Raw genomic sequence first — 25734 nt, 5'->3', positions numbered from 1 at the left:
ACTCAGCAATAATTTCGGGATGTAGCGCAGCCCGGTAGCGCATCCCGCTTGGAGCGGGAGAGTCGCAAACACACTATCTGAAATGAGTTTTGTTGTATATATTTTATTTAGCGAATCGCTCAATAAGTTTTATGTAGGACAGACTCAGGATCTGGATAGCAGGCTGCGAAGGCATAATGAAGGCCGTGTCAATTTTACCGGCAAAGGAGTTCCTTGGAGATTAGTACATACCTTTGAGTGCTCGGACCGTTCAACGGCCATGCAATTGGAGAGTAAGATTAAGAAAAGAGGAATTAAAAGACATTTGCAAGACTTAGGTCTGCAATAATTTCGGGATGTAGCGCAGCCCGGTAGCGCACTAGCATGGGGTGCTAGGGGTCGCAAGTTCGAATCTTGTCATCCCGACATTGATTAGAAGCCACTTACAGCGAAAGTTGTGAGTGGCTTTTTTTACAACTGGCCTGTTTCTGTTCAACTATTCTGACAGGAGCATTGAGACAGAACATACTTTTTGTTTTGTGGAAACCCACGATTGCGTTTTTTTACCACCAAAACCTCTTTCCCCCTGCTCATTTTTGTACAGTTATTCACTTTAACAAGGTACATTATGAACACTAGTCTGCTTATAATTCTCTCCATTATTGGTATTGCAGCCTCTATGCGGGATTCACATATTTTAAATCAACCAAGGCAACAACAACCAGGCCCAGTAGGAAGTTGGGAAAGAAAATTGGAAGACGGTGGAAGCGGATTCGGGATTCAAAATGAAATGACAAATAGCTATCTTTCAGCAAAATAACATGTCGTTATGATCTGCAAACGCATTGCCCCCGCAGCTTCTGTCAGCAGCCATGTGAAGGAGTACTTGTTATTGCATATGATTTTTGACAGAGATGCCCCAGCTCCGGTAAAAGCATATCCAACCAATCCGGAAGAAGGGATGACGTTTCAGATCGTTGGCAATCTTTATGCCGAATGTCCGGAATTGAAGCTTTTCGAAAAACGCCCTAAAACATATGTATTTGGACAGCCGGATTACAGGCAGAACTTCCATCTCACACATGAATTCATGTTCGTGCATGTCCGGTTCCAGCCCGGGGCGTTGTTTCAGTTGTCGGGTATTCCTATGAACGAGCTTGTCCACCAGGGCGTGGATGCAACCACCATTTTTGGCAAGGACATTGATGAGGTCGACGACCGCCTTGCCAATGCGCCCGATTATGCCACGATCCCTGAGATTTTGGATGCATTCTTCTTGAAACAGATCCTCAGGTCCAAACAAAAATCTCAGCCGTTCGATAAAATCGGCAGGCTCATTCTGACTTCTCCGCAGCGATTTGACTTAGCCATCATGGCTGATCACGCATGCCTGAGTATCCGGCAGTTTGAAAACAGGTTCGTAAGACAAATCGGAATTACCCCGAAATATTTTGCACGAATCTGCCGGTTTTACCAGGCCTATGAAATGAAAGAATTTAATCCTGGTTTGGATTGGCTTACTGTCGCTTTGCATACGGGGTATTCCGACTACCAGCATTTGGTGAAGGATTTTAAACAATTCGCAGGAACTGCCCCCAATACGCTCATTGAGCAGAGCACCCAGAACCCCGAAAGAAGGCTCAACATCGCGACCGGGTTCAGGGGAGTGTAAAATCATTTGCAGTAACATTTTCAGTGTGCAGCCATTCCGGCAGCGCTTATTCTACTCTTAATGCTTCATGCCATGGAACGTTCCTACAAAAACGTCAGCTATTTCTTTGTGGCTACCCTTGCCATTGTGGTGACCGGCTTCTACAAAAGTTATTTCAGTCAGTTCCCTTCATTTACCGGGCTCACTTATGTGCATCATATCCATACGATATTGTTGATGCTCTGGTTTGCGATGCTGATCGTGCAACCCATACTTATATATCAAAAGAGGATTGCTCTGCACCGACTCGTTGGTAAATTTTCCTACGTCCTTGTCCCCATCATTATCTTATCGCTGCTGGCGGTAATGAAGACACAATACCTGAAAAACGCTTCCCACATGTCCGAAATGCAGAACCTGGCATTTTTATACCTTCCAACTTCCGCATTGATACCCTTTGCCAGCCTATATGTATTGGCCATTGTTTACAAGAAGCAACCTGCCAGTCACATGCGCTATATGATCGCCTCGGCCGTTGCATTGCTTGGCCCGGGTGTTGGGCGCATTAATCTGGGCTTCACTGATTTCAACACCGCTGTGATGGTGGCCTTTGCCTTGTGCGATGTGCTTTTTGTTGGCTTGTTGATATATGAATACGCGAAAGGAAAGAACTATTATCCTTACCTGGTTTCATTGCTGATCTGCTGTATTTTCCATTATGCATTTCCCTGGGTTCCCGGCTCTGGCATCTGGCAAGGATTCGCAAAGGGCGTTGTAGATTGGGCTTTATGAATGCCGAAGAAAATCTTTACGCCAGCTACAATATCTTTCGCTTTACTGAAATCCAGCGGAGATGCTGGAAAGTTCGGCAATTGGCCTGGTCTTTTAATCCCGCAGCGCGCTTCTATGCCTCAGTATTAAAAACGCATTTGAGCATTTCATCACTGAACCTGGTTTTTCTCGAACCTTACTATTTGGTTCTCAATTGGTTTTACCGTGCTCAGATAGGCAAAGATTGCAGTGAGGTCTTTTTCCTTCATGCCTGCGTACATGGTCCACGGCATTGGGGTATTCAACTCACCGGGTTTGAGTTTGGGTGAAACGTAACCGCTGTCTGTATACGCTTTGAACCGCGCTACGAATGCTTCTTCCGTCCAGTTACCAATGCCGGTTTCCTTGTGCATCGTGATGTTAGGCGAGCGCACCACTCCGTTCGGACTTTTGAATTCCATTCCTCCGCCAAACTCAGTTCCAGCCACCACATTACCCTTTTCAGTCTTGCTATGGCAATCCACACAGCCGGTAGCAGTGATCAGATATTTACCATAAGCCACCTGATCAGTCTCAGCAGGCAGGGTGGTAAAAGCAGCTTCCCGGGGCATTGTATTGATAAGGATATTGACAGGAAAGTCAGGCTCAGACTCCGGAATATGAGTCTCCATCGGTGCTAATCCGCGAATGTAGGCGATCACTGAATAAATATCTTCCTTATCCAGCTGCCCAAAACGGTGGTAAGCCATGACCGGAAAAAGTGGTTTTCCGCTTTTATTCACACCGGTTGTGACGGCGCGAAAAATCTCGCCATCCGTCCAACCAGCCAGTGCGTATGGTGTAATATTAGGCGCGTAGAATTTGCCTGGAAAGCCCATTTCCTGCGTAAATGCCTCGCCGCCGCCACCCAGTCCGCCTTTAAGCGGTCCCGCATATTGCGACCAGTCGCGTGTGCTGTGACAGTCCATACAAACTGTCACATGATTGGCGAGATATTTCCCGCGCTCGACGCGTGCTGGTGTCAGCTCAATTTTCAGTTTCGGCGGAGGACCGGTATCAGGAAGGCCCGCGCTCACATAGATGAGTCCTATTGCAATTATTACAACAAGGCCGGCAACTATTTTGCCAATGATTTTAAGCACTTTCACCTTAATAGCTGAGTTTAACGATTGTTCCGTCCTCGTAGCTTAGCAGATAGTACATTTTATCGCCAGCCCGCATAATGTCGGTCGGGCGCGTAATGTTGCCAAAAAGCGTATTTCCTTCTCCGTCCAGTACCAGCCCTGATCCTTTTGCAAATCCCTTTGCTCCGAATTCCCCGTGCTGGATTACAATAGGTTTATTGTTAGCTGAAAGTGTAATGCCGGTCAGCGTTGTGAAACCGGATTGGTACACATCCACAGCCCCCTTGTCATCTACTTGTAAAATACTGGCGCTGCCCGGTGCAAAAGGGAAGCCGGTTAATGTACTGATAAATAGCTTACTACCGTCGTAAACGATACCCGTCGGTACTGCCTCAACGCCAGGCGCGACGTTAGGAAGTTTTGCAAATACTGACAGCTTACCATTGTTTTTATCCCTTTTAATAACCGCATTACTTCCGGAGTCAACAAAGTACAGGTGACCGTCGGGCCCGAATGTGAGATCGTATGTATTCGAATTAATCGGGTTCGTCAGATTCTCGCCTTTTACAAAAGTTGCAAGATCCTGAGAAGGAATATCGGCAAGCTTCACGGCCGGATCACCTGATTTGAAAGAAGATACATCGGCTGTATAAAGCATACCATTTGAACCGTGCAGGAAATAGAGCGTCCCGTCTTTATAAATAAGGTGACCAATACCTTCAATCGAACCTTCACGCATCAGTGACTGGAGTCCGGTTACGAATGTGGTTTTAACGCCTGCAGAGGTAATCATGGATACAGTTCCATCCGTGCCGTTATTGCCTGTCCCAGCCTCGGTAACCCATACATTTGAATGATCGTCGACTGTTAGTCCAATCGGGTATTTGAGTTCGCTTACAAAGGGTTGTGAAGTAAAAGTTTCCGGTTCCGCGACTGGCTCCACATGGTCGGTGCAGGCCTGAATGAACATCGACGCGATGATAACATTAACTAGTAGTACTAATTTTTTCATTTTCTGGAAAATTGAGTATTTGATTAAGGACTGAACTGAAAACCGGAACGTGCTGACCACGCTGGCCGGGCCACGTTGGCCGGGCCACGCTGGCCGCGCCACGCAATGCATAATCGTCGTGCGTTTCGGGTTTTAGTGATGGATAAAATGAATAACGTTGAGTAATATGTAGTGCAAAAGAAAACGACACGGCGCGAAGGCACAATAGCAAATTCTTGCTATGCAACGCTACCGTCTGAGTCACTAATTTTGTCGGATGACTTCAAGGATTGTCATTTTCGGCGATAACACTTACTTCCCGATGATCTTGACCCGGTGCGCGAGGCCCCAGTAATGGAGCTCTTCCAGGACTTTGTCTAATGATGCGCCGTGCTCGGTGATGGAATATTCAACTGTTGGGGGGAACGTGTCGAAAACCTGCCGCCTGATCAGCTGGTTCATTTCCATTGCTTTCAATTCTTTTGACAAAACTTTGTCCGTAATACCTGCTACTTCGACAGAAAGTTGCCTGAACCGCCTCGGACCGGAAGAGAGTGCAAATAATATCAACAGTTTCCACCGCCCTTCCAGGGCTTCGAGTGCATCGCGTATGGATAATGCAGTCTTCGGGCAGCCATTTTCGGTTAGCATTTGTGATTCTTTAATGATTGCGTAATGCGTTACTACCCGAACTGATAGTATTATCCCATCGGGAAAGTACTGACGAACGGGAAGTGAATGTAAATACTTTTGCTTACTCACAAAAAAGACTATCCCAATGTTGATCAGAAAACCTTCAAAAACGCTGCATATATTGTTGCTCGTTACCCAGCTAGCACTTTCATTAACGCTCATCTGGGCTTCTTACATGAAATTGTTCCAGTCGCCGGAACTACTTTCCGCAATGTGGCCATGGACAGGGGAATTGCCGGCCGCATTTGTAAAATTTACCGGTATTATCGACTTCGTTGCAGGAATTGGGATCGTGCTTCCCACTTTGGTGAATATCCGGCCTCGTCTGACATTTGCTGCGGCCGCGGGGATTGTAATACTTATGCTGAGCGCGATGGTTTTTCACATTTCCAGGGGTGAACCGGCGTTGTTCAATATCATTTTTGGCGTGCTTGCCGCATTTGTCGCCTGGGGAAGGTATGGAAATGCGGCATCCCGTTAATACCGGTTTAACCTTTGTTTTGTACGAAACAAATAGAGAATTAGGTGTCAATGCGCTTTCTTAATCAGATGATTAGCGCGGCCTGATTAGATTAGTTAGTTTTGTAAATCACTAAACATGAATGAAAATGACAAAACTTAGACTATTATCGACATTGTTTATTGCGATTACTATGATCCAGTTTGCCAACGCTCAATCGTCGGCAGATGAGATGGTTAAAGAATGGGAAAGGGCGAAAGCCTATACCCAGGAATACCTCGACGCAATGCCTGAGACCGGTTACGCTTTGAAGCCTACACCGGAAATGCGCTCATTCGCCGAACAAATGCTGCACATTACCGACGCAAATTACGGATTCGCCTCAGCTGCGACTGGCGTAAAAAGCCCGTACGGAATGGGAGAACTGGAAAAATCGACGACAGACAAGTCGAAGGCGAACATTACGAAAATCGTGGTGGAAGGATATGATTTTGTAATTAACGGGATCAAAAAAATGACACCCGCGCAAATGGCTGAATCCGTGAAACTTTTTGGTCGTTTCAATATGACAAAAGGAATGGCGCTGATCAAAAATTTTGAACATCAAACTCACCACAGAGGTCAGACAACTGTATACATCCGTATGGCAGGCGCTACACCTCCGAAAGAGAAGTTACTTTAATATTCCTTTATTTCAGGTAGCAGCCACGCAATGGCTGCTACTTCTTTTTTGGGCTATTTTGCCGACCAACTACGCATGAATAGCATGTCAGCATCCCGGTTTCGTCTTCTCAAGAAATCGGTTTTTATAGTTAAGTGGCTTATCCTGTCTGGCATTATCGGCATTCTTGCCGGATCTGCGTCTGCATTCTTTTTAGTTTCCCTCGACTGGGCCACGCAGTACCGCGAAACCCACCGGTGGATCATCGCATTTCTTCCGCTGGCTGGTTTTCTGATCGGTTGCATGTACCATTACTTCGGGAAAGAAGTGGAGGCCGGCAACAACCTGCTACTCGAAAACATCAACCGCCCTTCCAAAATTATTTCACTAAAAATGGCGCCTTTCGTACTGATCGGTACCGTTGCCACCCATTTGTTCGGAGGATCTGCGGGCAGGGAAGGCACCGCGTTGCAAATGGGCGGCTCCCTGGCCGACCAGCTAACCCGACTCCTGAGCTTGCGCCCACGCGACCGCAGGCTCGTACTGATCGCAGGTATCGCCGCGGGTTTCGGCTCTGTATTCGGCACACCGCTGGCAGGCGGGATATTCGCACTTGAAGTTTTCCTGATCGGCCGCATCCGGTACGACGCACTTATGCCCGCATTCACTGCGGCAATTGTTGCAGACCTCACTACCCAAACCTGGCAGGTTGGTCACACGCATTACCACATCCCAGCAGTTCCTGATCTTTCCGCGCTGAATATGCTGTATGCCGGCATTGCCGGTATTGCATTTGGCGGGGGATCAATGCTTTTCACCCAGCTGACCCATTATGCCGGAAGCTTGTTCAAACGTATTCCTTTTCCTCCACTGCGGCCATTGTTGGGCGGCGCGCTGGTTGCGGTTGCAGTTTTTGCTTCCGGTACCACCAGGTACATTGGCCTGGGTATTCCGGTTATCCTCGAATCTTTTGAGTACCAGCTGCCTCCTTATGATTTTTTACTAAAAATCCTTTTCACGGCAGTAACACTCGGTGCCGCATTCAAAGGCGGAGAAGTAACCCCCTTATTTTTTATCGGCGCTACCCTGGGCAATGCACTCTCCTGGTTCCTCCCGCTACCGGTTGGCCTGCTCGCCGGAATGGGCTTCGTCGCCGTTTTCGCCGGAGCTGCCAATACGCCCCTCGCATGTATTGTATTGGCTATCGAACTGTTCGGCAGCGAATGCGGGGGGTATGTGGCTATTGCGTGTATTCTCGCTTATCTCTGCTCCGGTCACCGGGGTATTTATAGTTCCCAGCTTATCGGCCAGCACAAGCATCCTTTTAACAGACGAGTCGCTAAATAGATCATTTTTCTCTACTTATTCCACCATAAAGAGGTCGTGATATCGTCGTTACCCTGCGCTTTTACGGCATTCTGGTAGTTGGCAAGATTTACGCTCTGCTCCTTAGGCGGGTAATACAAGCGCAATGGAACGCCTTCTCCGAAAAGCGGTTGGAATTTATAGTCCGTAGTCGCTCCATTCGCAGTGCGGCTCCAAACCACATCACCCGGCTTCACCAAAAACGTAGGATAACCGGTGCGGCGGATCTCGCTCCATGCTTCGTCTCCCTGGGTATAAAGTGCCAGGTATTTCTGGTTTAAGACGTTCGCTTTATCTGCTTTCGGAAGTGCTGCGAGATAGGTCGTAATATCTGCCTGCGCCACGCCCCATTTTTGCAGGGAAGCAGTAACTCCTTTGATATATTCCTGCTGATCCCAGTTTTTATATTCAGATATCAAAAAGGCCACTTCCGCATATTCCTGCAACACTTCACCATAACTAGCTGCATTCACGGCGGCTCCCGGCAAGCTCACATCCGTGGCTGTGAGCAAACCGGCTGCTGCTACGGGCAGTCCGTAGGGCTGGCCCACGTATTCACCGGCTGCATTTTTGGTTGCGTAAATAGGCAAACGCGGGTCCTGCACTTTCACTGTCCCGATCTGTCCTTTCAATGCATTGATCAGCACGTGCGAAACGGCGAAGTCTTTGCGATTGGCCGTAACCGTAGCGCGGTACAAAGGCGCTTCATTGGGCGCGAGTGCCTGGTATTTGAACACCGCATTATCTGCATTCGAAGTGAAAACACCTTTTGCCAAAGCGTCTTCAAAATGTGCATTCGACTCAGCCGGTAGCTTGGTTCTGATCCGGGTAGCAATACGCAGACGAAGCGAGTTCGCAAATTTGGCCCACAACTCATTTTTACCTTTATAAATCACATCGTAATTCCCGAATGTAGTCGCCGTTTTGTACTTGATCAAAGTATCGCCTGCCGCTTTCAGCTCATTCAGGATATCCTGGTAAATTTTCTGCTGGCTTGCATAAGCCGGACTCAGGTTCTCGGGAGCTTGTTGCAAAGCCTGAAATTCAGGATCCGGGTTACCGTAAGATTGGTAAGGTACATCTCCGAAAACGTCAGTCAGGTTCTGGAAAACGTAAGCTTTCAAAATCCGCGCGATCGCGATATGGTTTGCATTGGTACCCGCCACACCAGCCGCCGCCACGTCTTTTTTAGCCGGGTCGGTATTGAGGATAATGATCTCGTTCAGGTTGTTGAGCGCCTTGTAAGCATTGCTCCAATAAGTATCCGAATAAGAGCGCGGAATGTCGTAGCGCGACTGGTCGCTGTAAATATTCTGGCTGTAATACTGCGCAAAAAGCTGGGTTCCGCGGAGTGAACTGTTTTCGTTACGAATGTTATCGATCGCCTGTTTTTCAGCATTCAACAAAATCGTCGTGGTTGTTGCATTTACCGGCCGGTTCGGGTCTTTATTGATATCCTCAAAATAGCTGTCGCTGCATGAGGCAAGCAATGCTACTGAGCCAATCGCGAGTAAAAAACTGCTTTTTTGATATATGAACTTTTGCATGATCTTCAATTTTTAACTTTTAAATAAGCTGGCTTAAAACTTCACATTCACATTCAAACCGTAAGTCGCCGGCACCGGAATGCTTCCACCTTCCAATCCCTGAATATTACCGCCGCTGCTTGTGAATTCAGGATCGATGTATTTGCTGGCTGTGTAAATGTTCACCAGGTTTCTGCCGTACAATCCGAAGTAAATCGATTTCACTGTTTTGTTCGCCAGTGGCAGACTGTATCCGAATGTGACCTCGCGCAGCTTCACGAATGTCGCGTCGAAGATCGTTTGCGGCGTCGGGCCGCTGTATTCGCCCCGCGCCCAGGCCTGCGCCGTAATGCGGGTATCGTTGGGTGAAATATTGCTCACCGAGTAAGTTCCGTCGGCATTGTAGGTCACTGTCCCTTTCACACCGTCGAGCACCACGCCCGTTTCACGCACATTGTTGGCAGCCGTTTTTTCGAGCACACCTGCGTACATTCCAACTTTGTAGGTTTGCGAGAAGAATTTTCCGCCTACGCGACCATCTACCAAAAATCCAAGGTTGAAGTTTTTGTAAGTGAAACTGTTCTGGAAACCGAACAGATATTTTGGCAAAACACTACCCAGCGGCGTCAGTTGCTGCCCGCGCTCGTAAGTACCGTCCGCTTTGATCACTTTCTGACCGTCGGTTGTGTAGATAAAATCGTTACCCAAAATCTGTCCGTAAGGCTGACCTTCGCGTGCCACCAATGTAACCAGACTATTTGCCAGCTGGAAAGTATTCACACCCGGTGCCAGCTGGATCACTTTATTCCGGTTCCGCGACCAGTTAAGGCTGGAATTCCATTCAAAACCATTGCTGCGGATCGGTGTGCCGGTTAATGTAACTTCCACCCCTTTGTTATTGATCTTACCCGCATTGATCACCTTCGAATCGTACCCGAAAGCAGAAGAAACGGGGATATTGATGATCTGGTTGCGGCTCACATTATCATAGTAAGTCACGTCGAGCCCTACCCTGTTTTTAAATGCCTGCAAGCTCAGCCCCGTTTCCCACGAACTGGTGATCTCCGGTTTCAAGGCCTGGTTATTCAGCTGCGTTGGTAGCCTGTAAGAAGCCAGACCGTCGAAAGATTGGGTAGCTTCGTAAGCGCGCTGCAACTGGTAAGGATCGGTATCGTTACCCACCTGCGCCCAGCCGAGGCGAACTTTGGCAAAATCCAGCCAGCTCACATCTTTAATTCCATTGAGCTCGCTTAATATCAAACTCGTTGTTAACGAAGGATATGTGAATGAATTTCGTCCGATCGGCAGCGTAGACGACCAGTCGTTACGCACGGTTCCATCTACGAAAAGCAAACTTTTCCAGCCCAGTGAGAAACTTCCAAAAAGCGAGTTGATCTGTTTCTGGTACGAATTGGAATTGACCAAAACCGAGCTCGCATTTTTCAGGTTATAATATTCAGGAATGATCAAACCACCCTGCGTTACAGCGTCGCTGATGCGACGGCGCTGGCTCATGAGGTTTCCTCCTGCATTCACATTCAAAGAAATATCTCCCCAGCTCTTATTCGCAGAAGCCAGCAACTCGTAGTTGAACTCGCTGAAATTATTATTATACTCCTGGTATTGAGATTGCGTGCGTGAATACACCGCAATGCGATCCTGGTACTGATAATTGTAAAGGTCCGCATTCACTTTTCCGCTCACTTTCAGCCAGCTGTTCACGTCGTAAACCAGACCTACATTTCCGTAAAAACGATCCCGGTTTTCGTCCAGGTAACTTTCGTAGGCCGACCAATATGGGTTATCAATAAACTTGGCAGCTTCGCCAGCCGGCGTATTCTGATAGCCGCTGCGGTTCCACAAAATCTGCGTTCCGTCGGCTCTTTTATAGTTTTTCAGCTTTTCGTAATCCACCTGCACTGCTCCCCATTGAAATGCTTCCAGGATAATATTCCTATTGGTAGCACCTGTCCACGGCCGGCCGGTAGACTGATTTTTGATGTAATTGAAATTATTATAAACCTTCAACTTACCCAGCTGCGAAGAGCCCGAAAAGTTGATCGAATTCCGTTTCAAAGAAGAATTCGGTACGGTACCTTTTACATTTTTATTGGTGTAAGAAAGCCTGTAAGTAGAATTCGCATTCCCGCCGCTCACCGACAGACTGTTTGTATTGGCCACACCCGTTTCGAAGAAAGTATGTACATCGTTTTTAGGGTAAATCCACGGTTGCGGATTGAGGTAATCGGCAGTATTCTCAGGATCAAGGTTATACCAATGCAAAACGGGTGTTCCGTCGAGCTTTGGACCCCAGCTTTCGTCTACCGCATATTCGGCGATATTGTAATTGGTACCACCGATATTAGCTTGCTGAAATGTGCTTGAAAACCCACCGCCATACAGTTTCTGACGTTTTGGAAGACGAACGATATTTTCAAATTCAATACCCGTATTCAGCGTCAGGTTCACTTTGCTGTTTTCTTTTCCTTTTTTAGTCGTGATCAAAATTACACCGTTCGCAGCGCGCGTTCCGTAAAGTGCCGCCGCGGAAGGTCCTTTCAACACCGAAATATTCTCAATATCGTCTGGGTTCAGATCCTGGATCATATTACCTACATCTTTCCCGCCGCTTCCCGAGCTCGTCGCTGCGCTGTTCAGATCCGCATTGTCGATCGGTGTTCCGTCGATTACGTACAATGGCTGGTTGTTTCCTGAAATAGAATTGACCCCGCGCAAAAGTACACGTGACGAGCCGCCCATATTTCCACCGGAAGTAACCACCTGCAAGCCAGCTACTTCACCCGAAAGTGCGCTCAATGCATTGGTAGGCCTTGTTTGCAAAGCTTCACCCTTTATTTCCTGCACCGCGTAACCCAATGCACGTTTTTCACGCGAGATACCGAGTGCAGTTACTACTACTTCGTTGAGGATCTTGGTATCGGCTTTCAATGCGACACTGATCTTGTCAACATTCCCGATCGCCACATCCTGGGCCAGATAACCAATAAAAGATACCACCAGAATAGAGGCATCGTCATTCACATTGAGACTGAATGCGCCGTCCGCATCAGAAAGTGTACCTGATGAAGTGCCTTTTACAGCCACCGAAGCACCCGGTAGAGGAGAACCATCGCCAGCGTCGGTTATTATCCCGGTAATAACCCGCTGCTGCGCGCTGACAAATCCGGTCGCCAGGAAAGTCAGCAGAAAAAGGTAGAGAAACCGTATTTTCATAATTGTATTATTGTAAGAGTGGTGAGATTTTCTTTTGAGATTGCACTAAACCCGTATTAGCCTTTAAGTATTGATTTCGCTGCAAATTTATTAAAAAGTGTCTAAATATTTATTCTCTATCGAATTTATAGAGTAAATAAATTTATTTGTCTTATTCCCTGATTACCAGGTCTGAGTTTATCAAACACAAACCGCAATTGAATTGTGCCCGGATACAGAGAAAATTTCCGGGAAATTATGATCTACCAGCTTTGTATAGAAATATGGCTGATTTCAGGGATGGTGCCGGGTGGATTTAATCCCGAATTTTGCATTGTACCAAATCACAAACACTATGAAACGGATTTCATTTTTGATGCTCATACTATTTCCGCTGCTGGCCGCCGCGCAAGACGAGGCGCTGCAAAAAGGCAAGTCGGTGTACATAGAAAGCAATAAAACAGACGTAGGAAAAAGCGCCGGCGAGGAGCTTAAAAGTGTATTGGCCGAATGGGGTTACTGGAAAATAGCTTCTTCAAAAAGTGAGGCGGATGTGATTTTAAAACTTGATACCAAAATATCCGGCGGCGTTACCTGGACTTCCTGGGGTGGGAAAGCGGTGGCATTGAGCGCGTCGTTTGTGACAAAAGATAACCGCGAAATATGGCAGTCTGAATATTATAAAGCCGCCCCAAACGGCGCAAACGGGTTCAATTCGCAATCGGCCTCGGTGCGGAAGCTGGTGAGAGGGTTGCGGAAAAAATTCGATTAACGCCCCGCGCCCGATTAATCGAAGAAAGATGCGCTTTGGAACGAAATAAAAGTTAAGTTTCGGCTACCATCTCACTTCTCTATGCGAATCCTATTCTTGTTCGTTATCGCTTGCGGGCTATTTGCTTCCTGTAAAACCAAAGAAAAACAGCAACCCGAAATTGCGGTGCGGGACACAACTATTAAGGTTGAAAATTCCTTCACCGAGCTTTTTATCGACACAACTGCGCTCGGCCGTTTTGTGGAAACGCGGAGTATGCAGGATAGCACGGTCAATAAGATCCGAAGCTTTTACAATCGCCGGAACTATCAGTTTGCCTGGTTTTTTCCCGATGGTATGGCCGATTTTGTGCAGACTTTTCTGAGTTTGCAAAACGATTACATCCACGGTTCAGGCGACAGCTCGCTTTACGACGCGAAACTGATGTCGCAAATAGATTCACTGGAAACCTTGAAACGCATTGTACCGACAGATCCCCTGGTGATCAATACCGAGCTGGCATTGACCGAGCATTTTTTTAATTATACCGAAAAAGCATATTCCGGCGACGGCAGTTTAAATATTCAGGAACTCAACTGGTTTATCCCGCGGAAAAAGATCAATCCCGGCGCTTTTCTGGATTCTCTTCTAAAAAATAAAGGAGAAAATGTAGCGTCTTACGAACCCGTGAACCGGCAGTACAACCTGTTGAAAGAGCAGTTGAAACTCTATAATTCGCTCAAAAACGAGGATTGGCCAGAACTGGAACCGGTCAAAAAACTGAAACTGGGCGACAGCTCGCCGGTAATCGCGGAAATAAAAAGAAGACTCGCTCTGTTGCAGGATATGGAACCCGGCGACTCTACCGATATCTTCGATTCTATGCTGGTGGCGGGCGTAAAATCATTTCAAACCAGAATGGGTTTAAAGGCTTCGGGGGAAATCGGGCCTGCATTTATGAAGGAATTGAATGTGCCCGTGAGCGAAAGGATTCGTCTGATGCTGATCAATATGGAACGCATTCGCTGGGTACCCGCTGCACCGGCAACCGACTATATCCTCGTCAATATCCCCGAATTCCGACTTCATATGTACGAAAAGGGCGAGCTTGCATTTGATATGAATGTAGTAGTCGGCTCAGAGGCGCACAGTACGGTGATATTTGCCGGAAAACTAAATCAGGTCGTTTTCAGCCCCTATTGGAATATCCCGCCGAGCATTCTGAAAAACGAAATCCTGCCCGGCATTAAGAAGAACAAGAACTATCTGGCGCGGCACAATATGGAGTGGAATGGGAACAGCGTGCGGCAAAAGCCTGGAAAGTCTAACTCGCTGGGGCTGGTCAAATTCCTTTTTCCAAACAGTTATAATATTTACCTGCACGATACACCTTCCAAAAGCCTTTTCGGCGAGTCGCAGCGGGCATTCAGCCACGGTTGCATTCGTTTGTCGGAACCTAAAAAGCTGGCGGAGTTCCTGCTACGCAAAGATTCAACCTGGACTTCCGGGAAAATTACAGCTGCGATGAATAGCGGCAAGGAAAAGTACGTGCGGCTGCGTGGCGCAAACGAAATTCCCGTATTTATCGGCTATTTCACCGCGTGGGTAGACCATACCGGCAAACTCAATTTCCGGAAAGACGTATACGGTCACGACAAAAAAATGGCTGAAAGACTTTTTGCCGAACCTGCGGAGGTAGCTGCAAGGTAATGCATTGCAAGTGCTTGATTATGTGACTTTCAATCGCTAAGTTGTACAATCTTAATTTGTAATAACTGGATGATCGGGATACTGAGAAACATATTCAAGCAACCGAAAAACCTGCTTCTGTTGCTTTGTTGCTTTCTCTATTCCGGCGAAATACTCGCTCAGTCAGCTGCTGTACCGATTTCGTCTGACAGTCTGATCAATAAAACCAATTCATTTTCGCTGCAAGGACTGAAATGGAAATTCCATCCGGGAGATTCGCCCGAGTGGGCATCTGCTAAATATCAGGATCGCGACTGGGCTGAGGTAGGAAGTGTTTTTGGAGAAGATAATCTGCCAAAAAACTGGAAAGGAAGTGGCTGGTTCCGGCTGCGGCTGGTCACGGATTCGACGCTGGCGGGCCAAACACTCGCTTTTCGGATCAACCACGATGGGGCTTCTGAAATCTTTATCAATGGTGTCAAAAAGGGCAGATATGGTCAAATAGGGCGTAACAAAGCTGAAACGATCCCGAAACGCGCGCCCGATCAGCTGATCCCGTTTGAAGCCCCGCAATCCGACACGATCGTGCTCGCGATCCGGTATGCCAACTATACGCCGGCATTTGCAAATTTTACAGGTTTCCAGGCCTGGATCGGGGTGTATGAAATGATGTTGCCTGTCTTGAAACTAAGCTCAGATAGTCAGGAGTATATGTTAATGAGCATTGCGGCCATGTTCGCATTTGCTTTGCTGCATTTGTTCCTCTTCTTTTTTTATCCCAAACAAAAAGCAAATCTGTATTATGCGCTTTTTGTCGGTTTTGCGGCTGCGACGCAGATTTTCCGATACTTTAATCAGGTACTTTCGGATCCCTACCTGCAAGCATATATGTGGCCGGCTTTCGACGTTTCCAAAACGCTCACTACCATTGCCGCGGGTTTACTGTTATATAAAATTGCGGGTACAAAACTCACCTGGCTGCGGCTCGTGCTGTTTCTGATGCCGGGAATATACTATGTGATCATGTTCGGCTTTTTCCACGATTCTGCGCGTGACGACATATTTAACCTGTATTTTCTGGCGGTAATCATCGACGGGCTCAGGGAGATTTTCATAGCTTCGCGGAATGGGAGAAAAGGTGTCTGGCTGATTGGTTTGGGCATGTTTATTACTGCCCTGTTCTTCTTTTTTGTCGGGGTTGATATACTTAATCTTTTTGCGGGCAAGCTGCATTTGATAGACCGGTTTATGGCGGTGGGGCTACTTTTTATGCCGCTCTGCTTTTCCATTTTCCTTGCACTGGATTTTGCAAGAACAAACAGGGACCTGAGCCGGCAGCTGGCAGAAGTGGAAGCACTATCTTCCCAAAAACTGCTCGCAGAACAGGATAAACGTGAATTAATTGAACAACAAGCAGTTACCCTTGAAAAAACGGTAAAAGAAAGAACCGCTCAGGTTCAGGAGCAAGCCGACAAACTGCGTGAGCTGGACACATTCAAATCCCGGTTTTTCATCAACCTGACCCACGAATTCCGTACCCCGCTTACATTGATACTCGGTCCGGCGGAACGTATTTTATCCCAAACCCGGGACACAGAAATGCGCAGCCAGCTCGGCCTGATCGCCAGAAACGCGAAGAGGCTGCTTAAAATGATCAACGAGCTGCTGGATCTGAGCAAACTGGAAGCCGGAAAAATGGAACTGAACAAATTGCCTCTGGAAGTGGTCGGTTTTATAAAAAGCATTACCTATTCGTTTGAAACGCTCGCTAACCAGAAGCAGGTTAGCATTCATTTTTCAGCAGCTGCGCAAAAATTCACCGCGAATACGGATAAGGACAAGCTGGAAAATATCTTTTATAACCTGATATCCAATGCGGTGAAGTTCACGCACAGCGGCGGCATTTTTGTCTCTGTTATTTTTAATCAAAGAGATCATTCAACTGAGCTGGTCGCCACGGTTACAGATACTGGCACCGGGATCCCGGCTGAAAAACTTCCCTATATATTCGACCGGTTTTACCAGGCCGATTCATCGGATATCCGGCCGCAGGAAGGTACCGGCATCGGCCTGGCGCTGACAAAAGAGCTGGTTGATTTATTGAAAGGTAGTATTGAAGTTAAAAGCGAACCCGGCAAAGGAACCGTCGTAACGGTGCATATTCCAGTGGAAATGGCGGCGGAACAGCCCGATTCTGAAAGTATTCAAATAGCAGAACAGTCACTGACGGTCCCGACTTCACTTCCTGATCACAAAGCATTTTCACGGGCGCCGGATTCACATCTGGTATTGGTGATTGAAGATAATGCGGACCTCCGCACGTTTATCCGCTCTTCACTCTCCGGCAATTACCGGATCCTGGAAGCTGAAAATGGCGAACAGGGATATAATCTCGCATTGGACACCGTCCCCGATCTGATCATCACCGATCTGATGATGCCGGTAAAAGACGGTTACCAGGTATGTGCGGATATCAAGAGCAATGAGAAAACCAGCCACATTCCGGTCATTATCCTGACCGCCAAAGTAGATATGCCCAGCAGGCTCACGGGCTTGCAAACCGGCGCTGACGCTTATCTCCGAAAACCATTCCACGAAGCGGAGCTGATCGCCCAGATCGAAAACCTGGTCACTACGCGGCAGTTACTGCGCGAAAAATACAACAGCAACAACCTCTGGCTCACGCACACCGCCGAACTGCCTTCGATCGAACAAACCTTTTTAACCAAGATACGCGCCGCGCTGGAAACACATTTGTCGGACGAAACATACAGTGCAGAGCTGCTCGCGAGCGACGTAAACCTCAGCAGGACACAACTTCATCGCAAGCTGAAAGCGCTGATCAACCAAACGCCCGGCGATCTGATCAGGACTGTACGCATGGAAAAGGCGCTGGAACTGCTCCGGAAAAATGCCGGTACTGTGGCTGAAATAGGGTATCAGGTCGGTTATGGAAATCCTTCCAATTTCTCCACCAGTTTTGCACAGCACTTCGGGTATCCACCCAGCGAAGCATTAAAAAAAGTCGATTTTAGTACCAAATAGGCACATTTTCGGCTGTTGTTACATATTCAAATGCTTTTGCAACAAATCCAAATGTCGGGAAAAACCGAATTCGCGTGTTTTGTGCTGTCCTAAAATCCTGGCTATGAAACATTGCGTCACACAAGCAATACTGGTTCATCCCCACCCGCTGGAATGCGAGGCGGTGGCGGGCTGGCTTCAAAACAGATCGTCTATTAGTCTGATCGGAAAAAGTACCTGCCTGGATAGGGTGATGCACATTCCCTACCTGATGGACATTGAGCTGGTGATCGCGTTTGCCTACCACACCGAACATACGGCAGGGCAGATACTCGCCCTTCGAAAAATCCATCCCAACCTGAAATTCCTGCTTCTTGGCCCCAGCTCCTCCATGAAATTGGTGAGAGAGCTTATCCGTTCGGGTGTCAGCGGCTACATCGGGATCGAAGCGGAGATCGACGAATGGGAACAGGCGATCCGCTCGGTTTCGGAAGGGAAGATCTATTATGGACAGGAAGTAATGATGCGACTGTCAGAGTCGCCGATCGGGCAGTCGGACTCGCAGCCTGCGCCCAGTACGACGAAAGATTTTCTGAGCAAACGAGAAATAGAAATCCTCCGCCTGGTAGCCAGTGAATATTCAACCAACCGCATCGCCACCGAACTTTTCATCAGCGGCAAAACCGTAGAATCCCACCGCCGCAACCTCTTCCAGAAACTAGGCGTAAAAAATTCGGTAGGGTTAACGAAGGTAGCGGTTAGGCTTGGGGTTGTTTGAAAAGTAGGTTCGAGAATACAGTTGTTCGAAGACAAACTTTTAGTCGAGGAAACCGTATTTCTTTTTTAGCTTACCTTTTATAGTTGTGGAATGTATAATCTGAGTTCTAACCAGGGAGAAGTCTTCGTCACTCAGTTTCCCAATGATAATTCCAGGTCTGGCTTTTATTGCTTCGTTAATTTCATCCCTCAGAATCGGCCTCAATTTGGAACAGTCAATCAGGCATTTGTGATCTAAATAATCTCTTCCCTCCGGCGTAAATTCGATCTGCTGTGACTTAAAATCTAGATTCCAGTTAACCTTCTCGTTTAATTTAGTATTAAAGAAGACTGATACGACGGTTAATTTGTCTTCCGTTTCACCAACTACAACCAATCTTTTTATTTTGGGAGGATAGGTATCTTTCACGAACATTCGAAGTACGCAACCTAAAAGCGAATTCATATCTGGCCTGAAAGATGTTTATTCAAATTCGGCAAACCTCAAGGACATAGAATCTTCAATGTAGTCGAGCATATCCTTATCAGCCCCGCCGGCTTTTGCGACTTTGATGATATCTATCTCCCTGTCAGGTTTTGTGTCTGCCCATGCGGCATCATGAGATTTTTCTGTTAGTGTCTTGAAATCCAGATGTTGGTTTTCGTGAATTGATTCATTGAGACAGGCAATTTCCGACTCAGACAACCAATCCATATCTGGTTCAGAAATTCCTTTAATACTATAATCTCCAAATGTTTCAAAGAATTTGGCAAAAGTTGGCTTCCCGGCACGCAGGCTTTTTGTTATATCGTATGCCAAAGATGGTACCGGCCCATTGTTCATGGCGTGAAACCTATCACCGGATATTTCCGACCCATATTTGACCAGGTGTTTTTGCTCGGCAAAATATAGGATCTTGAACAGTTTATGAATATCACTTTTGCCGCCTAAATGCTTTAAAATATAGAGCATGGCACTAATTGTGATTTCTGTTTTCTCCTCTATCGTATTCATGTTATCGAAAATTAGAAATATCCCGAACTAATTAAATGACTATTGAGAGGCAATCTTTATACCAAACAGCCAGACTATTAGGGTTTTGCCAAAGTACGACAATCCCTTGTTATAACGAAAACTGAATATCCTGCGGTATCAAGTTCTACGTTTCTGGCACTTAGATAGGTAACTAGTGAATCCTATTTGCTATATCTAATACTTTTTGGAGCCTCCATACAACCTTCCTCCCTTGCGCCAGCCTCTTTAAGCAAAAAAGAACACAACCTGTGCTTGTTTTGCTATGAAAGTATTATCCTTCATTTTATCGCTGCTCCTGTTTCAATCCGTGTATGCGCAGGATAGTCTGGAAGTTGTTTACACCCAGGAACAGCAGGATACGCTCGCTAAGCAGCGGTTTATCGACCGGTATGAGAATGTATTTATGACGAAGGTGCCTACACGGCACATGTTTAAATTCGGTCTGACATTTTCTCCCAATTACCTTTTTGCAGTCGAAAACAGTCAGACCCAGAGCACTTCCTACCACGTCGGTTATGAATACAAAGCGTTCCCTTCCTTTTCAGTAGGTACCGAAGTTACGGCGGGCGGAGGATGGGGAAGTCAGACGGATTTCTCAGGAACACTGGTCGCGAATGTGTACGGAAGGTGGTATTACGACATGAAACGCAGGATTAAGGAGGGTGTCAATGTCAATAACTTTACGGGCAATTATCTGGCGATCGTGGCTGAAAAAAGCTGGGGAATTGCTGAATCAAATTACCAGTTATCTAGATTCGGAACAGAATTTGGCTTGCAGCGCCGGTTCTTGAATAACGGAAGGATTGAATTTGCGATCGGCGCGTTTTACCAGTTGTACCAGAAAGGTTACTACCCTGCCCTGCTGAGCTACGAACAAGGCAAGAAGTCGGACTTCGCGATCGTTTCCAGAACAAGTATGGGGCTTGCTTTTGGCGACTGGCGGCGTAACAGGAATGCGGCTATTTGCGATGTATTACGCTGCGACGAATCCCTTTCGCAACAGTGGAAACTCCTTTGGCCAAAAATTTACCTCTCTTCCCGCTTTGCACAGGCAACGGCCGGACTCGCTTATGAACGCAAACTTGGCAATCTGCCATTGTCCGTTAATGCCCAGATCAATGCAGATTACATGCGAATTGTTTCCTCCCTGCGGACCGGCACAGAAGCCAGGCGCGCGAGCAATGATATCCAGATCTGGCCTTCACTTCAACTGAGGTATTATCTGGATACAAAAGAGAAGCTTCGCCGTGGTACCGGAGGCAATAATCTGTCGGGTGTGTACCTTGGGCCACACAGCGATTTTGTGTATTACAATAGCGAAACGATTTTCAGTGTCGGGAGGCCGAAAAGGCATTTGGGAGCAGGCGCAGCTTTGGGATACCAGCAAACCCTTTTCGGGAAAGCCTATCTTGATTTCGCATTGAGTTCAAGCTACAATTTCTTAAAACCAGGACCTTATGAAAAACACTGGCTCAGCGCAATCAGACTTGGTTTTGGGCTTACACTTTAATCTGCATACAACCATTTGAACACTTCCTGGCCTCTTTAAGAAAACCCTGGCTGGTATAGTGAAGAATAGCAAATTACATCAGCAGCAAGAGCAAAATATCTCGCAAAATCATGAAACTGAACAATTTTATATTCAATAAAGCGATACCCGTAACCCTCCTCTTTTGCCTGTCGCTTATCTCAACGGCTCAGGCGCAGGCCACTTTGCAGGTTGCGACGAAGAAAATCGAGCGGACGATAGGCGCGCCGGCTGTTCGCACCTTATTTATCAATGCCGAAAAAGCGGATATCGAAATGGTCACGTGGGGCAAAGATGATATTTCTGTTGTGATGGAATTATCAGCGAAGCACCCCGATCGCGCCACCGCCGCTCAGGATCTTTCGAAGATGCAGTATATAGCTGACCGTAATGGGAAGGATTATTTTTTGAGAAATTATATTGTGTTGAAAAACGGCGAAAACAAGCCGGTATCTAATCTTAAAGCACGCTATATTATTCACCTCCCGGCCTCCTGCGCGGTTGATCTGAAAAATACGTTTGGGAACATTATGCTCAAAGGTTTAATGAAAAGCCTGACTTTGAAAGCCGATTTCTGCACAACTACACTTTCTGATCTGAGCGGCAAAGGCATTCTGAATACTACATTCGGGGAGTTGAGCGGCACGGAGCTTGCCGGTACCTTTACTTTTTCAACAGACCGGACGAATATCAGGCTCGACCATATTTCAGGATCCGTGAAGCTGGATGCATTGTATGGAAACGTGGAGATCTACCCCACGACCGGTTTAACCAGCCTGGCAATACGATCTAAAAAATCAGAAGTCACCTTATTTGCCAAGAACTGGCAGCAATTTGATTACACGATCAATAGCGCCTACGCGACGATGAAACTCCCGAACGGGTTTAAGTGGAAAAAAAATACCGCAGATTTTAAAGAAGCATTTTTCTCGAAAAATCAGTTGGCGAACGTGGATATCAATGCGGAATTCGGGCAGGTGACAATTAAGTAAGCGTATCAAAATCATCATTTATGAAAATTTCAACAATCCTGCTGCTGACATTGATAATCAGCGGACCCGCCCTTGCACAAGACAATGCACCGATTACCTACACGCAGGAGGAAGATACCTTGGTGAAGCAACATTTTATCGACAGGTATGAGAATGTGTTTATGACCAAAGTACCGACCCGGCACATGTTTAAAATCTCAGCCGGCGGCTCGTCGCTTCGTGGGACCGGCATTAACCTGGCTTACGAATACAAGCTTTCCCCCTCACTTTCGCTGGAAGCGGGCGCTTATGTACAGAATGGGACTGAAAATCTGGGTCTTTTAAGAAACATTGCTTTTGACCCGAATAAGACTTTGAATGTATGGGCCAATGCAAAGCTGCGCTGGTACTACCAGATGAATCAACGCATGAAAGAAGGGCTGAGCGCCAATAATTTCAGCGGCGCCTATTTTGGTCTTTCTTATGAAAAACCTGTGATCACCCGAAGTGAATATGGTAACCGCGGAGGGCATGAAGGCCGGCTAGGGTTGCTTTACGGATTCCAGAGCAGGTTTTTTAATAGTGGTTTCGTTGATTTTGCTGTGGGTGTTTTTGAGGGTAACGGTTCTCCGATACTTCGGGATAACCTATCTACATCGAAGTTCAGAAACACGATGATCGCCACCCAATTCAATGTGGGACTTGCTTTTGGTGACTGGAAAAGATCGGATAAAACGCCGACCTGTGACATTTTACGATGCGACGAACAGGACCAGGATCAATGGAAAGTCCAGCTCCCAGATCTGGTGATCGGGCTGAAATATCAGAGGGCGGCGCTTGGGATCGCATACGAGCGGAAAATCGGGAAAAGTGCATTTTCTTACAGTGCGTATGCCAATGCGAATTATCACAACGATAACTATTACAGATTTGGCAACGTAACCACGGGTGTTAGTCTGCGTCACTATTTTCTTCAAAAACACCAAATGCTGCGCGGGAAGACGGGAAACAGTTTTTCAGGTGTATACTGGGCTGCTTCGGCAGCGTATGATTGGACATGGGCGCGAAGCCAGTTTTATAACGAGCAATCTCATACTAAAAGGTTCGATAGTCCCATGTTTTCGCTGGCGCTGGGTTACCAGCAAAGACTGTTCAAGCGCCTGTATTTTGATGTTTCTGCCTTTTACAACAGAAGCACTTTATATGGAAAGCCTAATAACTTTTTCAGCTCGAAGATGTCCCTGGGTATGACGTTTTGAGATAAAAAACATCAGGCGGAAATAGCTTCCGCCTGATGTTTTACTGAAATAATTCCTGATAAAACGTTAAACCTTCCCCTGCCAGCTCGTCGGCGCTATTGGCCAGCGGGCGCCAGATGCAGGCGGCGCGGGCGAGCTCTTTGGAAGGCTGCCCGAAGGTTTCGATCACCACGGCGCCTTCGTAGCCTATTTCAACCAATGCGTCTTTAATACCTTCCCATTCAAGATGCCCGGTGCCAGGTGTACCGCGGTCGCTTTCGTTGCCCTGGACGTGACAGAGCAGGTTTTTTCCAATTTTTCTGATCGCGTCGGGAATATCCTTTTCTTCTATATTGGCATGAAAAGTGTCCATCACGATCTTCAAATTCGGATGATTGACGTCTCGCACAAGCGACAGCGCCTGGTCGACCGTATTGATCATATCGGTTTCAAAACGATTTAAAGGCTCTAAACCCAGTTCAATGCCATAATCTGCTGCTACCTGGCTTACTTCACCTAAGATTTCAATGCACCAGTTACGTTCCTGTTTTTTCTGTTCTTCGGAAACAATCCTGGTCTTTCCGACCGCAGAGTAAAGCGGCCCGCCGAAGATCGGGCTGCCCATATCTGCTGCTATTTTAATGCAATCGATAATATATTCCTTACCTATGTCCCGATAGGCAGGTTCAGTACTTGAAATATCCCGCTCGGGCCCGAAAGCGCCACTGATGGTCACTTTCAGGTCGAGGTCGCGGGCTACTTCCTTCACTTGCTTCCAGTCGATCAGATTTTTGTCTTCCACGGCTATCTCAATGATATCGTAGCCCATGTTTTTCACCTTTGTCAGCAGGGTAATATCCTGTGTGGAAAATGGGGAAACCCAGATAAATGTGCTCGCGCCAAATAGCATACTGATTTGTTTATTCTTCAAAACTTGGCACATCCACCCGGATCCCGCCTTCCATCGCTGATTCGTGAGCACATATTCCAGCGCAGGTATAGTTGGCAGCCAATGCCGCATCTACCGCCGAATCTCTGCCTTCTATAATCGCAGCGACAAATTCCTGTACCAAATGCGGATGTGAGCCCCCGTGACCTGCGCCCTGCAGGAATGAAACGTGGTTGGGATCGTCGATTTTTTCTCTTTTGGTAAAATGCTTGATCGGTTCGATCAGCAGCTCGTCGGTATCAGGCACGTCAATGCGTTTTGCATTTTCACCTCCATCAAAAATGATATGACTTTCATCCTGCAACTGCTCCCATTCAAAGGACATTTTCGTACCATATACATCATAGCTTTCGCGGTATTGACGCACTACATCAAAAAGCGAGCGCGTAGCCTCGGCCACTACATCGGAATTTTTGAGGGTAAATGTGGCTGTTTCCACTGCAAATGGAGAACCGTAGCGGCTGGCCAGATCTTCGGAAAGCCTGCCTGAACCGTGGCAAACTACTGTCTCTGCGATGGTATTGTTGATTTTTAATAATGGCGAAATCGCGTGCGTACCGTTGAGCATTGGTGGGTAACCTTTCCAATATTCACCCCAGCCTTCCATGCTCATATCCTGAATATGTGACCCACGCACAAACTGGATCCGGCCCAGATCGCCGTTCTCTGCAAGCTTCAAACCATACAGAAACTCGCGCGTGTACAAGGCAGTTTCCATCATCATATACACTTTCCCTGACTTACGCTTCGCGGCAACGATCGCCTCGCAATCTTCCTTGGTCATCGCCATCGGAATGGTGCAGGCAGTATGTTTTCCGGCATTTAATGAAGCCAAAGTCATTCTCGCATGTTCAGGAACCGGCGTCACTACATGGATCGCATCCACGTCGTCGCGGCCGGGAACATCTTCGAAATGCTCAAATACCAGGTTTGGATCGAGGTTAAACTTGGCAGTAAGTTCGTCGCGGGTTTCTTTGCTGCGCGTACAAATTCCGACTGCCTTGATGTTGGGATGACTTTGATAGATCGGGATAAATTCTTTACCAAAACCCATTCCCACAATAACTACTGTAATCTGTTTCTGACTCATGCTTTTATTCTAATTATTGATTTCAAACTCATTAAATTCATTGATGATGATTTTTAATTCATCATCATTATTCATCATCATTATTCATCATTCATTATTATTCATCATCATTCATCATCATTCATCATCATTCATCATCATTCATCATCATTCATCATCATTCATCATCATTCATCATCATTCATCATCATTCATCATCATTCATCATCATTCATCATCATTCATCATCATTCATCATCATTCATCATCATTCATCATCATTCATCAT

Annotated in this window: 23 protein-coding genes and 1 tRNA gene; 15 read left to right on the top strand and 9 right to left on the bottom strand. The window is 46.8% G+C overall.

Annotated elements, in window-relative coordinates; translation table 11 throughout:
• Positions 1 to 82: 82 nt before the first annotated feature.
• The 5 genes from KOD92_RS22660 (at position 83) to KOD92_RS22640 (ending at position 2422) form a co-directional block, all read left to right on the top strand.
• Positions 83 to 328: a GIY-YIG nuclease family protein gene (locus tag KOD92_RS22660; RefSeq protein ID WP_215235899.1), complete on the top strand. Its 246-nt coding sequence runs from the start codon at positions 83 to 85 to the stop codon at positions 326 to 328.
• 3 nt (positions 329 to 331) lie between these two features.
• Positions 332 to 405 (top strand) — tRNA-Pro (locus KOD92_RS22655).
• Between the two features lie 202 nt (positions 406 to 607).
• A complete protein-coding gene (locus KOD92_RS22650) occupies positions 608 to 799 on the top strand; it encodes a hypothetical protein (RefSeq protein WP_215235898.1) in 192 nt (63 codons plus the stop codon).
• 9 nt (positions 800 to 808) lie between these two features.
• On the top strand, positions 809 to 1651 hold the full coding sequence (locus KOD92_RS22645; protein WP_215235897.1) for a helix-turn-helix domain-containing protein: 843 nt from the start codon (positions 809 to 811) through the stop codon (positions 1649 to 1651).
• A gap of 72 nt (positions 1652 to 1723) precedes the next feature.
• Positions 1724 to 2422, top strand: coding sequence for a hypothetical protein (locus KOD92_RS22640; RefSeq protein WP_215235896.1), 699 nt, complete (start codon positions 1724 to 1726; stop codon positions 2420 to 2422).
• A 149-nt stretch (positions 2423 to 2571) separates the two neighbouring features.
• Here the strand turns inward: KOD92_RS22640 and KOD92_RS22635 are convergent, their stop codons facing one another.
• The 3 genes from KOD92_RS22635 to KOD92_RS22625 form a co-directional block, all read right to left on the bottom strand.
• The gene (locus KOD92_RS22635; protein ID WP_215235895.1) at positions 2572 to 3549 is read right to left on the bottom strand and encodes a c-type cytochrome; all 978 of its coding nucleotides are present in this window, start codon (positions 3547 to 3549) and stop codon (positions 2572 to 2574) included.
• A gap of 1 nt (position 3550) precedes the next feature.
• On the bottom strand, positions 3551 to 4537 hold the full coding sequence (locus KOD92_RS22630) for a ScyD/ScyE family protein (protein ID WP_215235894.1): 987 nt from the start codon (positions 4535 to 4537) through the stop codon (positions 3551 to 3553).
• Between the two features lie 291 nt (positions 4538 to 4828).
• Positions 4829 to 5167: a winged helix-turn-helix transcriptional regulator gene (locus KOD92_RS22625; RefSeq protein WP_215235893.1), complete on the bottom strand. Its 339-nt coding sequence runs from the start codon at positions 5165 to 5167 to the stop codon at positions 4829 to 4831.
• A 127-nt stretch (positions 5168 to 5294) separates the two neighbouring features.
• Here KOD92_RS22625 and KOD92_RS22620 point away from each other — a divergent pair, with 127 nt between their 5' ends.
• The 3 genes from KOD92_RS22620 to KOD92_RS22610 all read left to right on the top strand — a co-directional run bounded on the left by KOD92_RS22620 (position 5295) and on the right by KOD92_RS22610 (position 7677).
• Positions 5295 to 5690, top strand: a complete 396-nt coding sequence (locus KOD92_RS22620; protein WP_215235892.1) for a DoxX family protein — start codon at positions 5295 to 5297, stop codon at positions 5688 to 5690.
• Positions 5691 to 5817: 127 nt separating this feature from the next.
• A complete protein-coding gene (locus KOD92_RS22615) occupies positions 5818 to 6351 on the top strand; it encodes a DinB family protein (protein ID WP_215235891.1) in 534 nt (177 codons plus the stop codon).
• 84 nt (positions 6352 to 6435) lie between these two features.
• Positions 6436 to 7677 (top strand): voltage-gated chloride channel family protein, encoded by a 1242-nt coding sequence (locus KOD92_RS22610; protein WP_310589452.1) that lies wholly within the window; start codon positions 6436 to 6438, stop codon positions 7675 to 7677.
• 11 nt (positions 7678 to 7688) lie between these two features.
• Here KOD92_RS22610 and KOD92_RS22605 read toward each other — a convergent pair whose 3' ends face one another.
• Together KOD92_RS22605 and KOD92_RS22600 are read right to left on the bottom strand one after the other, a co-directional pair.
• Positions 7689 to 9242, bottom strand: a complete 1554-nt coding sequence (locus KOD92_RS22605) for a SusD/RagB family nutrient-binding outer membrane lipoprotein (RefSeq protein ID WP_215235889.1) — start codon at positions 9240 to 9242, stop codon at positions 7689 to 7691.
• A 33-nt stretch (positions 9243 to 9275) separates the two neighbouring features.
• A complete protein-coding gene (locus KOD92_RS22600; RefSeq protein WP_215235888.1) occupies positions 9276 to 12455 on the bottom strand; it encodes a SusC/RagA family TonB-linked outer membrane protein in 3180 nt (1059 codons plus the stop codon).
• 334 nt (positions 12456 to 12789) lie between these two features.
• Here KOD92_RS22600 and KOD92_RS22595 point away from each other — a divergent pair, with 334 nt between their 5' ends.
• The 4 genes from KOD92_RS22595 (at position 12790) to KOD92_RS27600 (ending at position 18676) form a co-directional block, all read left to right on the top strand.
• The gene (locus tag KOD92_RS22595) at positions 12790 to 13206 is read left to right on the top strand and encodes a hypothetical protein (protein ID WP_215235887.1); all 417 of its coding nucleotides are present in this window, start codon (positions 12790 to 12792) and stop codon (positions 13204 to 13206) included.
• 81 nt (positions 13207 to 13287) lie between these two features.
• Entirely contained in the window at positions 13288 to 14895 is a 1608-nt protein-coding gene (locus KOD92_RS22590; protein ID WP_215235886.1) for a L,D-transpeptidase family protein, read from the top strand.
• A gap of 69 nt (positions 14896 to 14964) precedes the next feature.
• Positions 14965 to 17919 (top strand): ATP-binding protein, encoded by a 2955-nt coding sequence (locus tag KOD92_RS22585; RefSeq protein ID WP_215235885.1) that lies wholly within the window; start codon positions 14965 to 14967, stop codon positions 17917 to 17919.
• Positions 17920 to 18022: 103 nt separating this feature from the next.
• The gene (locus KOD92_RS27600) at positions 18023 to 18676 is read left to right on the top strand and encodes a response regulator transcription factor (RefSeq protein WP_215235884.1); all 654 of its coding nucleotides are present in this window, start codon (positions 18023 to 18025) and stop codon (positions 18674 to 18676) included.
• A gap of 39 nt (positions 18677 to 18715) precedes the next feature.
• Here KOD92_RS27600 and KOD92_RS22575 read toward each other — a convergent pair whose 3' ends face one another.
• A complete protein-coding gene (locus tag KOD92_RS22575; protein WP_215236053.1) occupies positions 18716 to 19090 on the bottom strand; it encodes a hypothetical protein in 375 nt (124 codons plus the stop codon).
• Between the two features lie 48 nt (positions 19091 to 19138).
• Complete coding sequence (locus tag KOD92_RS22570; protein ID WP_215235883.1) at positions 19139 to 19669, bottom strand: Panacea domain-containing protein; 531 nt, start codon at positions 19667 to 19669, stop codon at positions 19139 to 19141.
• Positions 19670 to 19952: 283 nt separating this feature from the next.
• Here KOD92_RS22570 and KOD92_RS22565 point away from each other — a divergent pair, with 283 nt between their 5' ends.
• The 3 genes from KOD92_RS22565 (at position 19953) to KOD92_RS22555 (ending at position 23448) form a co-directional block, all read left to right on the top strand.
• Positions 19953 to 21200, top strand: coding sequence for a hypothetical protein (locus tag KOD92_RS22565; protein ID WP_215235882.1), 1248 nt, complete (start codon positions 19953 to 19955; stop codon positions 21198 to 21200).
• Positions 21201 to 21310: 110 nt separating this feature from the next.
• The gene (locus tag KOD92_RS22560) at positions 21311 to 22210 is read left to right on the top strand and encodes a DUF4097 family beta strand repeat-containing protein (RefSeq protein WP_215235881.1); all 900 of its coding nucleotides are present in this window, start codon (positions 21311 to 21313) and stop codon (positions 22208 to 22210) included.
• A gap of 20 nt (positions 22211 to 22230) precedes the next feature.
• A complete protein-coding gene (locus tag KOD92_RS22555; protein WP_215235880.1) occupies positions 22231 to 23448 on the top strand; it encodes a hypothetical protein in 1218 nt (405 codons plus the stop codon).
• 40 nt (positions 23449 to 23488) lie between these two features.
• Here KOD92_RS22555 and KOD92_RS22550 read toward each other — a convergent pair whose 3' ends face one another.
• Positions 23489 to 24337, bottom strand: coding sequence for a sugar phosphate isomerase/epimerase family protein (locus tag KOD92_RS22550; protein WP_215235879.1), 849 nt, complete (start codon positions 24335 to 24337; stop codon positions 23489 to 23491).
• Positions 24338 to 24347: 10 nt separating this feature from the next.
• Positions 24348 to 25466, bottom strand: a complete 1119-nt coding sequence (locus KOD92_RS22545) for a Gfo/Idh/MocA family protein (RefSeq protein WP_215235878.1) — start codon at positions 25464 to 25466, stop codon at positions 24348 to 24350.
• Between the last annotated feature and the right edge of the window lie 268 nt (positions 25467 to 25734).

The sequence above is a fragment of the Dyadobacter linearis genome (genome assembly GCF_907165045.1).
Taxonomy (GTDB): domain Bacteria; phylum Bacteroidota; class Bacteroidia; order Cytophagales; family Spirosomataceae; genus Dyadobacter; species Dyadobacter linearis.
This window is presented reverse-complemented; position numbering and strand designations above follow the sequence as displayed.